Consider the following 332-nt stretch of genomic DNA (forward strand, 5'->3'; position numbering starts at 1 on the left):
CGGGATGTCGCGACCATCATCGACGAGTTGGCCAAGCAGTTTCCCGACGTGCCGGAACTTGGTGACGACATCGAGCAATTCATGGAGGTCGCCCGTGCACAGCACTGGATCGAACTTGCCTGACACCCGTGCCCTGCCGCCCAGGCCGGAAGTCGGCCTGCCGCTGTGGCTGCTGGCGGAGCTGACCTATCGGTGCCCGTTGCAATGCCCGTACTGCTCCAACCCGTTGGACTTCGCCGAGCAGGGCAAGGAGCTGAGCACCGAGCAGTGGTTCAAGGTCTTTCGCGAAGCCCGGGAGATGGGCGCCGCGCAGCTGGGTTTTTCCGGCGGCG

At 64.8% G+C, this 332-nt stretch carries 2 protein-coding genes; both read left to right on the top strand.

Features of this window, described 5'->3' with window-relative positions; translation table 11 throughout:
• A partial coding sequence (locus tag IB266_RS30530) for a PqqD family peptide modification chaperone (protein ID WP_192262840.1) occupies positions 1-123 on the top strand: 123 nt, incomplete at its 5' end.
• Positions 95-332 (top strand): radical SAM protein (locus tag IB266_RS30535; RefSeq protein ID WP_412548326.1); only part of this gene is annotated, 238 nt, incomplete at its 3' end. The genes IB266_RS30530 and IB266_RS30535, both read left to right, overlap by 29 nt.

The organism is Pseudomonas sp. Pdm06 (assembly GCF_014851795.1).
In the GTDB taxonomy this organism is placed as follows: Bacteria; Pseudomonadota; Gammaproteobacteria; order Pseudomonadales; family Pseudomonadaceae; genus Aquipseudomonas; species Aquipseudomonas fluorescens_AA.